The organism is Sinorhizobium sp. CCBAU 05631 (assembly GCF_002288505.1).
Classification (GTDB): Bacteria; Pseudomonadota; Alphaproteobacteria; order Rhizobiales; family Rhizobiaceae; genus Sinorhizobium; species Sinorhizobium fredii_C.
On the sequence record NZ_CP023063.1, the window covers coordinates 2,231,050 to 2,246,144 of the forward strand.

General features: G+C 63.2%; 15 protein-coding genes, 2 pseudogenes and 1 riboswitch. Of the genes and pseudogenes, 5 read left to right on the forward strand and 12 right to left on the reverse strand.

Translation table 11 applies throughout. From position 1 onward, the window contains the following. The first annotated feature begins 77 nt into the window (after window positions 1-77). Window positions 78-938 (forward strand): LysR family transcriptional regulator, encoded by an 861-nt coding sequence (locus SS05631_RS10955; RefSeq protein WP_037415210.1) that lies wholly within the window; start codon window positions 78-80, stop codon window positions 936-938. 6 nt (window positions 939-944) lie between these two features. Here SS05631_RS10955 and SS05631_RS10960 read toward each other — a convergent pair whose 3' ends face one another. Next, a complete protein-coding gene (locus SS05631_RS10960; RefSeq protein ID WP_037415208.1) occupies window positions 945-2,636 on the reverse strand; it encodes an alpha/beta-hydrolase family protein in 1,692 nt (563 codons plus the stop codon). Between the two features lie 126 nt (window positions 2,637-2,762). Continuing rightward, entirely contained in the window at window positions 2,763-3,221 is a 459-nt protein-coding gene (locus SS05631_RS10965; protein WP_037415205.1) for an Lrp/AsnC family transcriptional regulator, read from the reverse strand. A gap of 127 nt (window positions 3,222-3,348) precedes the next feature. Here SS05631_RS10965 and SS05631_RS10970 point away from each other — a divergent pair, with 127 nt between their 5' ends. Continuing rightward, window positions 3,349-4,632: a cystathionine gamma-synthase family protein gene (locus tag SS05631_RS10970; protein WP_037415202.1), complete on the forward strand. Its 1,284-nt coding sequence runs from the start codon at window positions 3,349-3,351 to the stop codon at window positions 4,630-4,632. 26 nt (window positions 4,633-4,658) lie between these two features. Here SS05631_RS10970 and SS05631_RS10975 read toward each other — a convergent pair whose 3' ends face one another. Both SS05631_RS10975 and SS05631_RS10980 read right to left on the reverse strand, forming a co-directional pair. Next, window positions 4,659-5,009, reverse strand: a complete 351-nt coding sequence (locus SS05631_RS10975; protein ID WP_037415199.1) for a glyoxalase superfamily protein — start codon at window positions 5,007-5,009, stop codon at window positions 4,659-4,661. A gap of 38 nt (window positions 5,010-5,047) precedes the next feature. Then, a pseudogene (locus tag SS05631_RS10980) lies at window positions 5,048-5,526 on the reverse strand (anthrone oxygenase family protein). Window positions 5,527-5,704: 178 nt separating this feature from the next. Further along, a riboswitch (cobalamin riboswitch) is annotated at window positions 5,705-5,982 on the forward strand. A 39-nt stretch (window positions 5,983-6,021) separates the two neighbouring features. Here SS05631_RS10980 and SS05631_RS10985 point away from each other — a divergent pair. Next, a complete protein-coding gene (locus SS05631_RS10985; RefSeq protein WP_014329031.1) occupies window positions 6,022-6,198 on the forward strand; it encodes a CbtB-domain containing protein in 177 nt (58 codons plus the stop codon). A 177-nt stretch (window positions 6,199-6,375) separates the two neighbouring features. Continuing rightward, window positions 6,376-7,161 carry a CbtA family protein gene (locus SS05631_RS10990; RefSeq protein ID WP_037415192.1) on the forward strand — a complete coding sequence of 262 codons (786 nt, stop codon included), beginning with the start codon at window positions 6,376-6,378 and terminating at the stop codon, window positions 7,159-7,161. A 70-nt stretch (window positions 7,162-7,231) separates the two neighbouring features. Here the strand turns inward: SS05631_RS10990 and SS05631_RS10995 are convergent, their stop codons facing one another. Next, window positions 7,232-8,068 carry a ferric iron reductase gene (locus tag SS05631_RS10995; protein ID WP_245369154.1) on the reverse strand — a complete coding sequence of 279 codons (837 nt, stop codon included), beginning with the start codon at window positions 8,066-8,068 and terminating at the stop codon, window positions 7,232-7,234. Window positions 8,069-8,079: 11 nt separating this feature from the next. Next, window positions 8,080-9,383: pseudogene (locus SS05631_RS11000) on the reverse strand (glucoamylase family protein). 266 nt (window positions 9,384-9,649) lie between these two features. Here SS05631_RS11000 and SS05631_RS11005 point away from each other — a divergent pair. Beyond that, the gene (locus SS05631_RS11005; RefSeq protein WP_037415187.1) at window positions 9,650-10,444 is read left to right on the forward strand and encodes a DUF1194 domain-containing protein; all 795 of its coding nucleotides are present in this window, start codon (window positions 9,650-9,652) and stop codon (window positions 10,442-10,444) included. A gap of 116 nt (window positions 10,445-10,560) precedes the next feature. Here SS05631_RS11005 and SS05631_RS11010 read toward each other — a convergent pair whose 3' ends face one another. From SS05631_RS11010 to SS05631_RS11035, 6 genes are all read right to left on the reverse strand, one after another. Next, on the reverse strand, window positions 10,561-10,794 hold the full coding sequence (locus tag SS05631_RS11010; protein WP_037415184.1) for a hypothetical protein: 234 nt from the start codon (window positions 10,792-10,794) through the stop codon (window positions 10,561-10,563). Between the two features lie 188 nt (window positions 10,795-10,982). Further along, window positions 10,983-12,173, reverse strand: coding sequence for a YcaO-like family protein (locus SS05631_RS11015; protein ID WP_244412105.1), 1,191 nt, complete (start codon window positions 12,171-12,173; stop codon window positions 10,983-10,985). 10 nt (window positions 12,174-12,183) lie between these two features. Beyond that, entirely contained in the window at window positions 12,184-12,408 is a 225-nt protein-coding gene (locus SS05631_RS11020; RefSeq protein ID WP_037415181.1) for a hypothetical protein, read from the reverse strand. Between the two features lie 20 nt (window positions 12,409-12,428). Further along, a complete protein-coding gene (locus SS05631_RS11025) occupies window positions 12,429-14,249 on the reverse strand; it encodes an adenylate cyclase (protein WP_037415178.1) in 1,821 nt (606 codons plus the stop codon). 7 nt (window positions 14,250-14,256) lie between these two features. Then, entirely contained in the window at window positions 14,257-14,697 is a 441-nt protein-coding gene (locus tag SS05631_RS11030; RefSeq protein ID WP_234819727.1) for a helix-turn-helix domain-containing protein, read from the reverse strand. 136 nt (window positions 14,698-14,833) lie between these two features. Beyond that, complete coding sequence (locus tag SS05631_RS11035) at window positions 14,834-15,040, reverse strand: CsbD family protein (protein WP_037387172.1); 207 nt, start codon at window positions 15,038-15,040, stop codon at window positions 14,834-14,836. Between the last annotated feature and the right edge of the window lie 55 nt (window positions 15,041-15,095).

The following is a 15,095-nucleotide window of genomic DNA, read 5'->3' on the forward strand; positions in this document are numbered from 1 at the left end:
CAAGCAGGGAGAATCGGCTTTATTAATTGACATTTTCGATTAGATTGATTGCAGCATGCGTGAGGAGCAGCCCCAAGATGCAAGTCGATCTGATCGAAACCTTTCTGGATCTGATGGAGACGCGGAATTTCAACCGCACCGCCGAGCGGCTGAACATCACCCAGTCGACGGTTTCCCACCGCATCAAGGCGCTCGAGGCCCAGTTCAGCCGCAAGCTCTTTACCCGCAACAAGGGCGGCACGGTCCCGACCGCCTCGGGCCTGCGCTTTCTCGACTATGCGAAGGCCCTGCAGAATCAATGGCATGAGGCAACGCGCGCAGTCGCGAGCGCCGGCGCCTTGGAGCGCTCGATGCGGCTCGGCATCCAGCACGATCTCGCGGAAGCATTTGCCGGCCAATGGGTGGCGGCCATCCGGCGCGAATTGCCTGCAACGGAAATCTATATGGAGGCGGATTACTCGAACCAGATGAATCGCGATCTTGCCGCCGGGGAACTCGACCTGGCGCTTCTCTTTACACCGCATTATTTGCCTGACCTTCATTACGAACGGATCGGCGAACTGCATTACGTGCTGGTCAGCACCGAGGCCGGCGACTTGGCCGGCGTGAAGCCCGAGACCTATATCCGCTCCAGCTATTCGCCCGCCTTCGACCGCGCCCATCGGCTGGCGCTGCCGCACCTCTCGGCTGCCTCGCTCGCCGCCGGGCAGAGCATGGCGATCACCGGGCTGCTGCGCACTCTCGGGGGCGCCGCCTATCTGACAATCGCCACAGCCGAGCGGCTTTCCAACGACGGGGCCGCGGTCGTGGTCGCCGATGCGCCGGTCATCCCGCAGGCCATCTACGCCGCAACGAGCCTTCGCACCCGCCACGCGCACCAGCACCGCAAGATCATCGGCGCGATGGAAGGGCTGCTCGCCAATTCGGCGACGCCGTAATGCAGATCAGAACCTGCCCTTGAACTCCGCCTTCAGCCGCGCGACATCCTCCCCCGTCACCCCTTGCGGATCGGTCACCGCCACCCAGGCGTCGATATAATGTTCCGGCGCGTAGACGTGGCCGTAACCGATCGGCGAGGTCGTGGCCAAAGCCATGTCGGCGAGGAGCTGCAGGCCGGTGACGACGGGAAACCAATTCAAGGCCGGAGAAACATCGGGCCCGCGCGGCGCCTTCATCCAGTCCGGCTCGCGATAGAAGGCGTGCGGATCGAAGAAGGTCACCGGGTCGCTGGCATATTGCAGATAGACGATCCGCATCGCGCCCCATTGCGCGCCGGGAATACCGAGTGCGTTCTCCTGGTTGGTGAAGCGGATGATGGAACTGTCCCGGTAGCGCGGAAGCCAGGCGGGCGAACCGGCGACGCGGTCCGCCGTTACCGAGCGCCACAGCCCGCTCTGAAAGGGCGGGCCGCTCCAGAGCGCACCCTGGAACGGGTCGCTGATAACATCGAAGAGATCGACAGACCCTTGTGAATTCATTGCCCCGAGACTCAATCCATGCAGATAGAGCTTGGGGCGCCGGTCCTTCGGCAGCGTGGTCCAGTAGCGGTAGACCTCGTCGAAGAGCGCGTTCGCCGCATCGGCGCCATAGCCCGGCTCGACGAGCAGCGACAGCCAACTCGTGAGGTAGGAATATTGCACCGCGACGCTCGCAACGTCACCATGCAGCAGATATTCGAGCGGATCGAGCGCTGCCGGATCGATCCAGCCGGTGCCCGTCGGAACGACGACGATCAGCGACTTGCGCTCGAAGCCTCCGGCGCGCTTCAGTTCTTCCAAAGCCAGCTTCGCTCTTTCCGGCGCCGTGTCGGCGGAGTTCAGCCCGACATAGACGCGCACGGGGTTTGACGCCGCGCCGTCGTAGAAGTCGCCGATCTGGGCGCCTGTCGGCCCCGAGGCGACAAACTGCCGCCCCTGCCGCCCAAGCTCGTCCCAGCGCACCAGCGACGCGTCGCTGCCGGTCTTGGCGGGATCGGTCGGGGGCGCGACGTCGGGATCGATCAGCGCATCGAGCTGCTGGAACGAACTGTCGGCGGCACGAAGCGCGAACTTGAAGATCACGCCATTTGCCAGCGACCAAAAGAGCGCGAGGGCGACCAGCCCACCAAGGGCGTTGGCGATCGGTCGCGTCAGGAAAACTTGCAGCCAGCGAGAAAGAACGCTGAAGGTGAACCGGAAGAGCCGTGCCAGGAAGATGAGAGCGGCGAACACCATGGAGGCTATGAGGCCGAGTTTGATGGGCTCGGCGCTTTCGATGGGCTCAAGCCCCATGATGCCACGGACGGTATTTTGCCACCCGGCTGCCTGCCAGAGAAACACGGCAGCTGCCGCTATGCAAACGATGGCGGCAGCGATCTTCAGCGTGCGCGCCCGCCGCGTCGTTGGCTCGGGCAGTTCGAAAAAGGACCAGAGCCAGCGCAGGAATGTCCCGATTGCGTAGCCGGCGGCGAGCGAAGCGCCGGAAATCACCGCCTGAATCAGATAGGGATGAGGAATGAGGCTCGGGGTCAACGAGACCGCGAAAAAGATCACGCCGACAAGCAGGCCGCTCGTCGAAAAGGACCGCAAGAGGTTTGCCAGATAGCGCGGGGCAGGCCGCGTCGCCGTCGACAGGTCCGTCTGTTGAAGGTGTTCCATGGCGGGCCTCCACGCTGCGGCATTGTCACTTTGTCGCCCGATAGCCAAGCGACGCATTGCGGCAATGTCGCCTTCCGCTCCCGCACAGTCAATCGGCACAACCCGACGATGAGCGGCAGTCACGCGCTAGATCCTCCTTTCCTTGATCGTGTTCATCACGAAGCTCGTCTCGATCGAGGCGACGCATTTCAGCCGGGCGATCTTCTCCTTGATGAAGCGCTCATAGTGATCGAGGCCGGAACTCATCACCTTCAGCACGTAGTCGCGCGAGCCGGTGACGAGGTGGCATTCGAGCACCTCGTCCCAGTCGCGGATCGCCTCTTCGAACATGACGATCTCGTCCTCGTGCTGGCGGCTGAGGCGGACCGTGGCGATCGCCGTCATCGTCCAGCCTTCGATGACCGGATCGACGAGCGCCGTATAGCCGCGGATGACGCCGGTTTCCTCCAGACGCCTGATCCGCCTGAGGCAGGGAGACGCAGAAAGGCCGACGCGCTCGGCCAGTTCGTTGTTGGTCATCCGGGCATCGGCGACCAGTTCCTTCAGGATGCGGCGATCCATCTCGTCGGCAATTTTCTGCGTCATCTTGCTGTAACCTCGGCAAAAACTTGCGCTCATCAAAACGAAGTGATCGCAAATAGCAAGGATCAGCCCGGCCGTTTGATATAAATTGGCGGATAGTGGAGTCCGCTAGCGCCCAGGGAGAGAAACCATGACCGCGCCGCATCCGTCGAAGACCCATATCGGCAACCACAAACTGCATCCCGAGACGCTGATGCTGAACTACGGTTACGATCCCGAGCTCTCGGAAGGCGCCGTCAAGCCCCCGGTGTTCCTGACTTCCACCTTCGTGTTCCACTCCGCCGAGGAAGGCCGCGACTTCTTCGATTTCGTCTCGGGACGGCGCGAACCGCCGGCGGGCGTCGGTGCCGGGCTCGTCTATTCCCGTTTCAATCACCCGAACAGCGAGATCGTCGAGGATCGGCTTGCCATATACGAACGCGCCGAGGCCGGCGCGCTCTTCTCCTCCGGCATGTCGGCAATCGCCACGACCCTGCTTGCCTTCGTGCGGCCCGGCGACGCAATCCTGCATTCACAGCCGCTATACGGCGGCACCGAGACGCTGCTCGCCAAGACCTTTCTCAATCTCGGCATCCACGCAGTCGGCTTTGCCGACGGCGTCGATGAAGCGGCCGTCAGCGCCGCCGCCGAGGAGGCCATGAGCAGGGGCCGGGTCGCCGCGGTCCTCGTCGAAACGCCGGCCAATCCCACCAACAGCCTCGTCGACGTCGCGATGATCCGCCGCATTGCCGAAAAGATCGGCGAAAGACAGGGGCAAAGGCCGATCGTCGCCTGCGACAACACCCTGCTCGGCCCGGTCTTCCAGCACCCGATCGACCACGGCGCGGACCTGTCGCTCTATTCGCTCACCAAGTATGTCGGCGGCCACTCCGACCTGATCGCCGGCGCCGTGCTCGGCTCGAAGGCGCTGATCAAACAGGTGAAGGCGCTGCGCGGCTCGATCGGCACGCAGCTCGACCCGCATTCCTGCTGGATGCTCGGCCGGTCGCTCGAAACGCTGTCGGTCCGGATGGAGAAGGCGAACGAGAATGCCCGGATCGTCGCCGAGTTCCTGCGCGACCACCCGAAGGTCGAAGGGATCCACTATCTGCCCTTCCACGACGAAGCCTCGCCGGTCGGGCGGACCTTTGCCGCGCAATGCACCGGCGCCGGCTCGACCTTCTCCTTCGACATCGCCGGCGGCCAGGAGGCAGCCTTCCGTTTCTTGAACGCCCTGCAGATCTTCAAGCTCGCCGTCAGCCTCGGGGGCACGGAATCGCTTGCGAGCCACCCGGCGGCGATGACTCATTCGGGCGTGCCGATCGAGGTGCGGCGCCGGATCGGCGTGCTCGAATCGACTATCCGCCTGTCGATCGGCATCGAGCATCCGGACGACCTCGTCGCCGACGTCGCGAACGCTCTGACGACCGTCTGATCCGTTGAGCGGGGGCCGTCCCCCGCTCAATGCGTCAGAATATTGACTACGTTGCCGAACGGATCGCGCACGAAGAAACGTCGCACACCCCAGGGTTCGTCAGTGATGTCATAGACGATTTCGATGCCGGCCGCCTTCGCGCGCCGATAGACTTCGTCGACATCGTCCACCTCGATCGAGAGCGCCGGCACCGGCGTTCCCGATCCGCCATCAATGGCAAAGCTGACCTGCGGCATTGCCGATCCGCCTTCCGCCGCAAAGGTGACCAGCCAGCCGTGATCCATCACCACGTTGAGGCCAAGCAGATCCGTATAGAAACTGCGCGCGCGTTGCGGATCGGATACTTGAAGATTGGGCACGATGCGTCGGACGGCCATTGGATCCTCCCCAGTTTCATCGTCCTCTTTCCTAGGCTTCAGCCGCGTTGAAAGCCAAGCGTGAAAAGGGCGAGCGAAGCTATCGAAGCGATCGTGCGGACATGGTTCCACCAGACCCAATCGGTCAAGTAGCGCTGCTGCCAGACTTCGGTGACGGCCTCGACCGAAGTGGCATTCGCCAGCGCGTTGTTGAGCGGAACGTTAAAGACCATCGTCACCGCGAATGTGCCGGCGAGGTAGACGAGTCCGCCCGCCGCAGGAGATAGCTCCCCTCCCCGCCCCAGATGAAAGCGGCAGCTATGAGGATCACGCCGAGCAGCGCCGTGCCCATGAAGGCGGCGAAGAACAACGGATTCTGAATCACGACGTTGATCGCGTTCATGGCAGCAACGCCCTGCTCCGCCGGCAATCGCCGCAGCGCCTGCATGATGCAGACGGAAAAGACGAAGAAGAGCCCGGCCATAAGTCCGGATCCGATGACGGCGGCAAAGGACAGGGCAGGAACAAGGGCAAGCATCGCACGGACCCCGGGTCGATCGTGCGGCCTGCGGCCGCACGCGCTGCCCAAGAGATAACCGACCAATGCGATATAGTCATCAGGAGTTGTTCCCCATGTGGCGCTGCAACGCGAATGCGCGCAACCCTCTCCTCCACTTTCCACCGCGGCGCGATTGACATCATTGTCGGCCACACCTAATCATCGCTGATCGGTTGGTTCCCGGAATGCGAACGTGTTTCGGGAGTAAACGGGAATGTGACGGATGGACCCAAGCTGGGCATCTCAATCACTGCCGACCCCGCGACTGTAGAGCAACGTGAATTTGCCGTTCCGGAGCAATCCGGAAGAAGCCACTGGAACAGCCGCGAGAGGGCGGTTCGGTTCTGGGAAGGCGAGGCAAATCCTTGGTGACTAGGCTAGCCTGGGCACCTGACGCTGCGAGCCAGGAAACCTGCCAAGCGATACGGGCATAGTGCCCAAGGGGAATATCCCATTGCCATCACGGAGGTTGTCATGGCTACGTCTACAGTTTCGAGCATTCCGCTCTCCCTCAGCGACCGTCTGACCGCGGGCATCATCGCCCTCATGATCGGTGGCTTCCTCGTTTTCGGTGCCGGCCTGGCGAATTCGGCCGTGCTGCACGACACGGCACACGACACGCGCCATTCCTACGGCTTCCCCTGCCACTAAGCGAAGTCATGGAGCGCCTGCCGCGTTCCACACCGAACGATACAAAAATCGACCCTCCGGTGCTCGGAGCGCGCGTCGTGCGTCTGGCACGCGCCCGCGCCTTCAAGCGCCGGCTTGCGTCGATGGAATCGGGCCGGCTTACCGCAAGGCGGCCACGCCCGCTGAGGAAAATCGACAATGATCGTCAAGACACTTCTGGCCGCGGTCGTGGCCGGGCTGATCGCCGGCGTCTTCATGACCGGCGCCCAGGAATTGCGGGTCACGCCGCTTATCCTGCATGCGGAAGAATTCGAGGGCGAAGCGCCGGCTGCAACCGGGCAGCCCGCCGGCGAGCAGCCGGCCACGGATCATCAGCAGCATTCGTCGCTGAAAGGATCCCAGATGTTAGGCGAGATGCTCGCAGCACTTTCGCCGGTCACCCCCGCCTATGCCCATGAGGGCGAAGAACACGAGGAAGGCGGCATCATGTTCGGCATGAGCCGCTTTTCCGGCACGCTTGCCGCCAATCTGGTCACCGGCGCCGGCTTCTCGTTGCTGCTTGCAGGCATCAGCCTGATGATCGGCTACCCGATCACGCTTGCCAATGGCGCGCTCTGGGGCGCCTTCGGCTGGCTCGCCGTGCACCTGCTTCCGGCCGTAGGCCTGCCGCCGGAACTGCCGGGCTTTCCGGCGGCCGAACTTGGCGACCGGCAGCTCTGGTGGGGGGCGACGGTGCTACTCTCGGCCGTGGGACTCTATCTGCTGGCACTCCGCCCGGAAATCGTCGCCAAGCTCGCGGGTCTCGTCCTAGTCGCCGCTCCCCATCTTTATGGTGCGCCGCAGCCGCTCGACATTTCCAGCAACGTGCCGGCTGTGCTCGGCGCCGAGTTCGCCGTCGCCGCGCTTGCGACGACGCTCGCCTTCTGGCTGGTGCTCGGCATCGTCTCCGGTTTCATCAACGACCGGTTTCTCCGGGCGCACTAACCGGCCCCCGCGCCTTCGCCGCTTGTCCTCTCCCCGCCTGCGGGCAGCACGCGGGGAGAAGGCAAGGGTCTCATTTGCTATCGAGCAGGTGGGCCCGCAGCATCTCTCGTCGAAGCTCGGGCTCGAGCAGCACGCAGGTGTCGCAGAAGCTGCCGCCCTCGGCACGATAGAAAAGGCAACAGCCGCCGCGGATCCGGTAGGTCCTGGAGCGAAGCTCTCCCCCACTGCCGGAGGCCGCTTCGATCTTTTCGTAGTGAAGCTGCCGCGAGACAAGCGGCGAGTGGGCCCTTTTGACGATCGCCAGCGCCTGCCCCGTCGCCCTGTCCTCCCGTTGCCGCCGCCGCCCGATCTCCAGGAAAGCGCCGGCGAGACTGTCCGCGGCCAACCGCCATTGCGCGCGCGCTGACAGGCCGCAGCGGCGTTTCAGCAGCGCGATCACCGGCTTCAGATGCGCAACGAAGGCATCGTGAAAGCGTCGAGTCGGCTCGTCCGGCTCGATCTCACTCTCGCTCCGCGGAAGGTCGACGAGGAAATGAAAGCGGCCGGCCACAAGCGACCTCCCGTCGCGGGCACGCAAATAGGTTTCGAACCGCAGGCCCGCGACCACCGGAACAAGGCCGCTCACAAGATAGATCGCGCCCGCCGCAAGGCTCAGCTGATGGCTGTAGAAGGCGACCAGGTGCGCCGCTCGAATCTTATCGTCCATGCCGGACGCGAAACGGTCCTGATAGGCCAGGCAGGTCTCGAGGTTTGCCGGCTTCGACCAGAAAGCGTCTGGCGATTGGAAATGTGCGTCAGAGGTCGCGACCGAACAGGCGACCTCCGGAATGGAGGCCGCCAGCCATTCGATCGCGGCAGCCGCCTCCATGACCGCTCTGCTTTCCCGCTGCCGATGCCCCTGCCCCATGCTCCGTCCCATCAAGCCGCGCCGGGTGTCAGCCAGCCCCCTTCGAATCCAGCCCTTTTCAGCCCCCGGCTGAAGACCGGGATACTGCGCGTCAGTTCCCAGATGAGGCCGCTTCTCCAGTTCTCGATCATCATGACGGACAGCCCCTGGTCAAGCCCGACAATCCTGTCGTCGACCCAGCCCTCGCGCCCTGCGCCCGGCAGGCTCGGATTGAAGCCGCCGGGAAGGCGGCCGTCGCGAAGCAGTGCCGGAAATGCGCGAGCAGATGCGAAAGGCTATCCAGGCAGTCGTCCGGTGCGAAGGGCAGTCCGGCAAGCGGAGCCCAAGCGACCAGGGTCCCGTCATCGGCGCCGAACGGAGCGCCTCGTGCCGCATAGCCCAGAAGCCTCTGCCGCCGGCCGTCACGCAGCCGCATCCAGCCCTTCGGCGCATGGCAGGCGCTGAAGCCCCAGAGGTTGCGGCAATAGCCGGAAAAGCCATGAGGATTCGCTTCCGCATGCGCCCGCTGAAGCGCGATCGCTCGGCAGCTGTTCGCGAAATAGTCGCTGCTTACCGCCCGCATTCCCGTATCGCCTATGCCTCGGAAGTCGATCCAGGCATGGGGAAAGAGGTGGATGAACAACGCGCCCGCGTGCAGGTGCGACATCCCGCCAATCGTCAGCCATTCATGTGCCACCGAATAGGCGCCGTAGTTCTCCGGCGCAATGGGTAGGCTAGTGGAGCCTAGCGCCAGGACATAGAGGAGCAGCGCCTCGCTATAGCCGCGCCAACGGTGCTTCAGGAAACGCCCCGGCGGCCTCCAGCCCATCGTCAGAGTATCGCCGCGGTTGAGCGCCCAGGCCCAATCCGCCCGCTCATATAGTCGCGCTGCAAGACTGCGGATTTCCGTTTCGTTCGGATCTGGCCCCGAGAAATAGGCCGCGGCCGTCAGTGCGCCGGCCAGAAGCAGCGCCGTGTCGATGGTCGAGAGTTCGCTGTTCCAGGCGCGCTCGCCCGTTCGCATGTCCAGAAAATGAAAGTAGAAGCCGCGGTATCCCGTTGCGAGCCTATCGCTCCCCTGCCGGCTGCCATCAAGAAAGCGCAAGGTCGTGAGTACGCGGTGACCTGCATCCCCCCGCCGCATCCAACCGCGCTCGAGGGCGACCGGATAGCAGGACAGTCCGAAGCCGGTGGCCGCGATACTCGATGGCGACCCCGCCCGCGAGGTGTCGGCGACGAGCCCCGTTCGCGCATCGGTGTAATCAAGGAAATACTCAAAGGCGGCGCGTTGCAGCCGATCGGCGAGGGTGATGTTCTCCGGCGGGAAATGAAGCATGGCGAGGTTCTGTTGGACGATCATGGCCAGATTGGGTGCAAGCGGCGCCGGCGACAGCGTTGGAAGATGCGAATTGGCCCCTTTTTTTCAAAGTGACCGTTCGAGCCGCTTCCCTCTCTCAGACGCCAATCAAATAATATTGAGATCGCGGCCGACCGGGACAGTCGCCGATTTGCAATCCTGTGGTACATTCTGTTTTGAAGCTCGACGGTTTTGAGACGCGGGCTCGGAAGTCCGACTGTAGATCATGACGATTGGCGGATGCGATGTTGAGCATGCTGGCATTGATCATGGCGCTCAGTGGCAGCCCGATGCAGACGGCCGCCACGCCCCCGAATGTCGATGTGGAGCTGGTTCTCGCTGTCGACATGTCCGGCTCGATGGACATGGAGGAAGCGCGGGTGCAGCGTTCCGGCTATGTGCAGGCGCTTAGGCATCCGGATTTCATCAACGCGGTAAAGGGGGGATATCTCGGCCGCATTGCCATCGGCTATTTCGAATGGGCGGGCATGGTGAACGAGGCTTCTGTCGTCACGTGGCAGGTGATCGAAGGTGCCGAGGATGCCGAAGCCTTCGCGGCCAAGCTCGAGGCCCGGCCGATCGGAACGCGGCGCGGCACCTCGATTTCGAACGCGATCATCTTCGGCACGAGTCTGATCGATACCAATGCCTTTTCGGGCGTGCGCCGCGTCATCGACATTTCCGGCGATGGCCCCAACAATACCGGGCCGCCCGTCGCCCCTGCCCGCAACGACGCGGTTGCGCGAGGCATTGTCATCAACGGTCTCTCGATCCTGATCCGCCCGTCCGTGTCGACCGGTCCGCTCGATCAGTATTATGCGGAATGCGTGATCGGCGGGCCCGGCTCCTTCGTTCTTCCGGTGCACGAGGCAGAGGATTTCGCAATCGCCATCCGTCAGAAGCTGATCCTCGAGGTGAGCGGGGTGGCGCCTCCCCTTAGGCTCAGCTTCGCTGCGACCGAGACGGCAACGGATTGCATGATCGGTGAAAAGCTACGGCCAGGCTTTCTCGACAGGGTCTATCCGGAACTCGACCGGTAAGCCTTTGGCTGAAAGACTCTGCCGCGCTGCGGAGGCGGCGCTGCTGGATCCCTGTGACAAGCACAAGGATTGGGGCGCGAAAATGTGACCGGCGCTATAAGCACAGCCCGGCGCGCTCACTGCAGCAGGCGAACGCCGCCCGCGAAATCGGCTCCTGCGGCTGCGAACTCACGCCGATCGCGCAGTTCGCTGGTGACAGCCTGAAGCGCCATGTCGATGCAATATTCCAGCGCCTGCGCGTCCAAGGCGCGGGCGCTGTCGCGGATATGGGCCAGCATTCTGGCAATGCTCGCAAGTTCCGCTTCATGGTCCGCCGCTGCCGAAATAGAGTTAGTCATCCGAACCCCCATAGCCTGTACTACCCTCGCGAAGGGACTATAAAGGAATTTCCCGTTCGCGCGCGTTGCACGAGCGTTGCACACCCTTCAGTGGTGTTACGCGCCAGTTTCGCCAATCCGCGCCGGGGTAATTTACGCGCGCTCGCCTGCCTCTTGCAGTTCCATTTGGCACAGGAAGCTCCGGGCGCGGCCGCACCGCCTCACGACGAAATCGCCCTCGACAGCGCACGCGACCCGAAGCGGCGCGCCCGCTCGCCGTCGGGACTCTCAAGGTCCGGCACGAGCACTTTGACGACAGCGAAGGGCAGATCGTCACGAGAGAGCGTGACCGCGATGACAGACCGCACACCCGCCTTCTTCACACAGGAGATCGTGTAGCTTAGCAATTCCTCGACAGGCGTGACCGTGTGGGCGACCGGTGTCGTCATCGGCCGCGGCGTTGCGAGAAAGGCGCGCCGCGTCGACTCCGGCAAGGGCCGGCTGAAGGTCTCGGGGTAAACGTCGTCGCGAGCGCCGCCGATATAGGTGAGCCGCGACTGCGCTGCCTCCGTCACCGCGCGGATCGCAGCCCGGACGGCGGACGGATGCGCGCCGCAACCGCTCGTGACCTCGACGAAGCGGAGATTTCCGGTAGTCGCCGTGCCGCGCGGGCCGAGCAGCGCCAGCAAGCACGGAATGCCGGTGTCGCTGGTGATGTCGAAAAGCCGCAACTCGAGCTCCGCCGCCTCGATGCGGCCGATGAGCGCGTCGAGGGCCGGGTCGTCAAGATCCTCCGGGGCCACGCATGCCCGGTGGCGGGCCTCCTCGCCGGAGACGCGCCACAAGACATGCGCGTCACGCTCGACCCGCTCGAGCAAGCCATGCAGGATTGCCTCCGGCATGGTGTTGCCCGATGCCAGCCCATCCGACGACATCCAGAAACGCGAAGGCCTCGTGCGATCGAGGCGCACCGCTTCGAGCGGGACGAGGACCTCGTGGCCGGAGATCAGATCGGTGCCGCCGGCCCATTCGATCGCCTCGTCCGGGGGGATATCGTCCCACCCCGCCGCGATCAGCGCGCCGAGGCTATCGTAAGCCCGGCCGGAGGCACGCAGATTGTCGGGCGTCTCCACGACCACCTCGACGTCCGGCTCGCCGGCGACTGCCCGCTCAAGCGCCTCCATGACCGCGGATGCACGCGCCTCCGCATCCGTCCGCCCCTTGCCCTGCGCGACGACGATCGACTGCGAGTTCGGCGTATAGGCGCACCAGACCGGGATCCCGATCTTGTCGAGCCCCGTGTGCCGGGCGACCCTCGTCACGCCGAAGGCGGCGAGACAGGGTCGAACGCGATGAAAAGTTTCGTCCGGCGTGCATACCCTGTCGTAATAGCCATCCCCAGGGTTCGCCAAACCGTCGATATCAGGTTCGGTCGCCGTCAAAGTGGCCCGCAAAGACATCATCGACTGACGATACGGCGACCGCGAGATCGACATTCTTGGCGATGACGGCGCCCGGCTTTCGGAACCCGTTCACGACCGCTAGATCGCCCGTCACCGAGTTAAGCGGCGTGACTGTTCGGTTTCCAAGATCTGCCACCCAAAGGCCCGACTCCCCCGGAATCCCGATCACAACGACTTTGGCCATATTTCCCCCTTAAGCCCCTGTTAAAAACCCGCCTTCTTCAGCCCTTCTCGATAAAGATCTTTCTGCCATTGCTCCTTCATCGGAACGACGGCCAACCATTTGTCCAAGTCGAAAGACGGGTTTGCCTTCAAAGCCCGCATCCTGTGCTGCCGCGCCTTCTTTCGGTCGCCAAGCATCGCCCAACTTGCAGCGACGATTCTGTCAGCCGGCGTCTTGTCCTTCATCCTTTGAACGAAACCGATGCAGTCCTCGTACTGTCCTAGGAAATAGCTGGCACCCGCGGCACTCCACAGATAGGCATCCGGTGCTAGTGGATTGAGCGCCAGCGCCTTACCGAGCTTGTCAAGAGCTTCGGCCGGACGCGCGACGTGGACCAGCGTATCCGCGTGGCTGTAAAGAACGTCGGCATAGTGCGGGCCCAACTGCTCTGCCCGGTCGAGGGAATCAAGGCTTTCGTCCAGATCGCCTTGGTAGAGTTTTACGACCCCTGCTTCGCGGTGAGCCGCAGGGAGGTGATCGTTGCTCGCAATGGCGTCCTTCACATGGCGCTCCGCTGTCGAAAGGAGCTCATTGTCGCCGCGAGCGGTTAGAAGCCATTCATTGACGTAGGTTCGGGCAATGCCGCTCAGCGCCGGTGCAAAGTCCTGCCTATACTTCAATGCCTCGCGGAAATCGCGGCGCGCCCTGCGAACATCTGGGAGGCCGAGTCCGGAAAGATGTCGCAATCCCCCGAGATAGGCATAGTAAGCCTCCGGATGCGTCACGAAATCGAAGTGGTCTGCCTGTCTCGTCTCCACCTGCTCTGTCACCGCCCGGGCAACATGGTAAGCGATATCCTGCCGCTGCTTGACGAGGCCCGCGGGCGAGATTGAAAAGCGATCGGCCCAGACGATCTGGTCGGTGGGCAGGAAAATGAGCTGCGTGAAGAGCCCCTGGTCCGACATGCGGCAATCGAGCGCGTAGGTGACGCCGTGCCGCTCGAGAAACGCCGCCTTGTCCGCCGCTTCTCGGATGCGCTCGGCGGTATAGGGTGCGACGACCGTCATCGACCTCAGCGAACAGAGCCCGATCGTTATGTCCTCGATCACCGCCACGCTGACCGCATGAAGCATCGGATCGCTACCGAAGGCGGCCGGCGGAAGCAGCGCGACACGCGGCAAGCGCACGGTTTCCGACCCACCCGCTTGCGTCCCCCATTCAGAGAATTCGGCTTGCTGCAAAGTTGCTGCGCTCGGAGTTCTGATACTTAGAAACTGACCGTGGCTTACGCGCTGGAGGATCTCGCGAACGGCTCCATCTGAGGGGTCGAGTTCCAGCAGATGCGCACAGGCGGCGCGCAACGTCGGCCGGTCCGCGGACCGTCGTTCCACATCGATGAGTGCGCTCCGCAGTACCTCCGTGAAGCTGCGTCGCTTTTCCATCGCCCAGTCCGCGTAGCGTCCGGGCGGCAGATCCGCCGAAGACAGGAACGTATCGCGCCAGAGCGAAAGGCCGTTGCGGAAGCTCTCTTCGGAGCCGTCTAACTCCTCGAAGCCGGAGACATCGCAGGAGATCGGCCCCAACGCCACCTCCGTCTCCGTGGCAGACAGAACCGCACCGGCGGGCGTCACCAGGTGTTGCATGCGCCATAAGGTCGAGCGCAGGTTCTTGAACGCGACGCTTTTTTCCCTGTCCGGCCAGACCATGGTCGCGAGCTTGTCGCGGGTCACGACTTTTTGCCCGGACGCCGAGAGATAGGCGAGGATCAACAGGCCGCGCTCGGGACACGCGACAGCGCCGCCGGCCGCATCGCTCAGCCGCAATTCGCCGAAGGTCCTGAGGTGATAGCCAGCCCCCGTCAAGAGCACCTCAACCGACCGATAGAACCAAGGTCCTGCCGCCCCAGAGACCGGGCCGGATGATACGCCACCGCCTGACGATCCGCGATCGGAAAACCATCGATGTGCTCACGTCTTTCCCTCCAACCGTCTTCGGCACCCCGCCATCCGTCGCCCCCAGCGCATCCTCGAAGAAAAACGAAAAATGCACCTGCAGAACGTCCGCCATCGTCAGCAACTGGGTCGCGCACACGCGGCCTGTCCCCTGTTCGTAGCTTCGGACTTGCGCTACCGACACACCGAGCGCCGCGCCGAAATTCTTCTCGTCCATTCTCAATCCCTCGCGGCGCATTCGGATACGTTGGCCGACGAAAGCGTCAACTGCATTGGCCTGATCGGGCACTTTTCGCCTCCGCGCGAGCTGGCTGAGCTGCTTATTTTCAAGGATGCTTGAAAAGCGGAAGCGATGCAACTCGGGGCTTCGCGTGATGCACAAGGTTCTCGTTTGCGTTTTGGATGCACTGCACGCCCTCACCGCAGTGCAGCACCGGAACGTGCCTCCTCCGACGCAAAGAAAACCCCGCACGAAGCGGGGCTAGTTTTGGGGGTCAGTTCCAGGTTTGTCGATTGTACCAATCATCGAGATCCCGATGCACACGGTCCTTTTCGATGCCGTACCGCTCCTGAATCTTGCCCTCCAGCTGATCCATGTTGCCGTTGATCTGGTCAAGATCATCGTCGGTCAATTTGCCCCACTGCTCCTTGATCTTGCCCTTCACCTGTTTCCAGTTACCTTCGACTCGATTCCAATCCATGCCGTTTTCCTCCTGGCTTGTGACAGTCCTGTCAGGAAAACTCATGACGGCGGCA

Bases quoted from the DNA above. Each gene is read 5' to 3' on its own strand.
- SS05631_RS10955 (WP_037415210.1), top strand. From the start codon at position 78: ATGCAAGTCGATCTGATCGAAACCTTTCTGGATCTGATGGAGACGCGG.
- SS05631_RS10960 (WP_037415208.1), bottom strand. From the start codon at position 2,636: ATGGAACACCTTCAACAGACGGACCTGTCGACGGCGACGCGGCCTGCC.
- SS05631_RS10965 (WP_037415205.1), bottom strand. From the start codon at position 3,221: ATGACGCAGAAAATTGCCGACGAGATGGATCGCCGCATCCTGAAGGAA.
- SS05631_RS10970 (WP_037415202.1), top strand. From the start codon at position 3,349: ATGACCGCGCCGCATCCGTCGAAGACCCATATCGGCAACCACAAACTG.
- SS05631_RS10975 (WP_037415199.1), bottom strand. From the start codon at position 5,009: ATGGCCGTCCGACGCATCGTGCCCAATCTTCAAGTATCCGATCCGCAA.
- SS05631_RS10985 (WP_014329031.1), top strand. From the start codon at position 6,022: ATGGCTACGTCTACAGTTTCGAGCATTCCGCTCTCCCTCAGCGACCGT.
- SS05631_RS10990 (WP_037415192.1), top strand. From the start codon at position 6,376: ATGATCGTCAAGACACTTCTGGCCGCGGTCGTGGCCGGGCTGATCGCC.
- SS05631_RS10995 (WP_245369154.1), bottom strand. From the start codon at position 8,068: ATGGGGCAGGGGCATCGGCAGCGGGAAAGCAGAGCGGTCATGGAGGCG.
- SS05631_RS11005 (WP_037415187.1), top strand. From the start codon at position 9,650: ATGTTGAGCATGCTGGCATTGATCATGGCGCTCAGTGGCAGCCCGATG.
- SS05631_RS11010 (WP_037415184.1), bottom strand. From the start codon at position 10,794: ATGGGGGTTCGGATGACTAACTCTATTTCGGCAGCGGCGGACCATGAA.
- SS05631_RS11020 (WP_037415181.1), bottom strand. From the start codon at position 12,408: ATGGCCAAAGTCGTTGTGATCGGGATTCCGGGGGAGTCGGGCCTTTGG.
- SS05631_RS11035 (WP_037387172.1), bottom strand. From the start codon at position 15,040: ATGGATTGGAATCGAGTCGAAGGTAACTGGAAACAGGTGAAGGGCAAG.